The sequence below is a fragment of the Acidobacteriota bacterium genome, from assembly GCA_040752675.1.
Classification (GTDB): domain Bacteria; phylum Acidobacteriota; class Polarisedimenticolia; order JBFMGF01; family JBFMGF01; genus JBFMGF01.
Genome location: JBFMGF010000020.1, coordinates 1 through 2057 on the forward strand (window position 1 = coordinate 1; position 2057 = coordinate 2057).

The following is a 2057-nucleotide window of genomic DNA, read 5'->3' on the forward strand; positions in this document are numbered from 1 at the left end:
ATCCTCTTGTGGATGGCCATGGTCGCTAGTGAACTTCATTTTAGTGAAAAATATAATATTCCGACAGGCTCCTAAGCCTCAAGGACGTCAAGACGACGATGATTTACACCCATGTTCTGAATCGCGGTGGGAAGGGCGTTCGCAGCCCGATGGACAGTTTGTGAGGATTTCAAGGGTGGGGAGTTATATAGAAACGATATAATACCGAGCAAATAGAGAAATTTCTAACCTCATGAAACATCTTGCCTTGCAGATAATCTAAGAAAGAGATTCCCCCAGGAACAACCTTGAAAAGATTGATGACAAGGCTCTATCGATAGAAAGAATCTCAATATTCACCCCAAAAAAGAGAGAGGGTACGACTTCCATTTCTTGTATAATTTGATTCATGAGAAATAGAACAAGAAAGGAGAAATCGTACCCGTGGCCAAGATTATACAACAAAAAATATTCAGATGGCAGGATGTAGAAACGAGTGGGGAGTTAGAGCGCCTCACGATGGTGCTGGAGGTTCTCCCGGATGAGGAGTTGATGAAGATGCTGGAAGAGGAGAGGAAGGGACGGCGAGATGATTATCCGATCCGGGCGGTGTGGAACAGCATTCTTGCGGGGATAGTCTATCAACATCCCTCGATCGAAGCGCTGCGGCGAGAGCTGAGGAGGAATGGGGAGCTCAGAGAGGTGTGCGGTTTTGAGCCCTTAGGAGGGGAAAAGGCAGTCCCCTCGAAAGATGCCTATTCGTCGCTCTTGAAGAAGCTGCTCAAGAGGCAGCAGGAGATCGATCGGATGTTCGATGGCTTGATCGAGGAGCTGAAGAAGGAACTGCCCGGTTTTGGCAGGAACCTGGCCATCGATAGTAAGAAGATAGAGAGCTATGCCTGTGGGAAGAAGAACCCTGAGGAGAGCTCAGATCCTGAGGCGGACTGGGGGCATAAGACGTATCGGGGGAAGAGAGCGGATGGGAGTGTCTGGGAAAAGGTTCTGTCCTGGTTTGGCTATAAGCTCCACCTGCTGGTGGACACGACGTATGAGTTGCCGGTGGGATACCGGGTGACGAAAGCGACGAGAGGAGATATCGATGAGATGCTGCCGATGGTGGAAGAAGCTCAAGAGAAGCATTTTGGGGAAGGGATGGAGACGCTTGCCGGGGATAAGGCCTATGACAGCGGACCTCACGAAGAGATCCTCTATGATCGGTATGGGATCAAACCGGTCATCGACATACGGAATCAATGGAAGGATGGAGAAGAGACAAAGCCTCTCCGCACGGACGAGGCCGACAACATTGTGTATGACTACAAGGTAACGGTTTACTGTCACTGTCCGGTGAGCGATGAGCGGCATGAGATGGCTTTCTCCGGGTTTGAGAGAGACAGAGAGAGTTTGAAATACAAATGTCCCGCATCGGCCTATGGGGTGAAATGCAGGGGATATGCGGTCTGTTCGAAAGAGGGGAAAGGGAAGATCGTGCGAATCGCGCTTGCGACGGACCGGCGGATCTTCGTGCCCATCGCCAGGAGCAGCTACAAGTGGCAACGGATCTACAACGGCAGAACGGCCGTGGAACGAGTGAACAGCCGGATTGACGGATCGTTTGGTTTTGAGCGCCATTTTGTGAGGGGGAAAGCGAAGATGACGCTGAAGGCCGGATTAGCTCTGGTGGTGATGCTGTCCATGGCATTAGCGAGGATCAGGAGAAACCAGAGGGAGGACCTGAGGTCTCTCATCAAGCAAGCCGCATAACCAGGATCACGGTACCGCTATTGTGCATGCAGAGATGGAGGAGTCTTCTTCTGAACAGGATTAAAGTGAAAAAAGAGAGCGTCATATAGACATCGACGCTTTCTGAGAGGGAAAAAGACAATCTCCAGCGAGCAAATCATGAAAATTGTGTTTCCAATTTCTGGAAAAAGGCAATTTCTCGAAAGCCTCCAGATGGAATGATCTTGTTGATGCAAGCTTTCATCTGGTAGAATGTAAAACTTTGTTGAAATCAGAATAAGGAAGAGATTCAGCAATGGATCCATGGTCTGGGGGCTGATGGAGAGAAAATAACG

At 49.6% G+C, this 2057-nt stretch carries 1 protein-coding gene; it reads left to right on the forward strand.

Going from position 1 to position 2057, the window contains the following annotated elements; genetic code table 11:
• Nucleotides 1–423: 423 nt before the first annotated feature.
• Nucleotides 424–1743, forward strand: coding sequence for a transposase (locus AB1756_02225; GenBank protein ID MEW5806156.1), 1320 nt, complete (start codon nucleotides 424–426; stop codon nucleotides 1741–1743).
• Nucleotides 1744–2057: the final 314 nt, after the last annotated feature.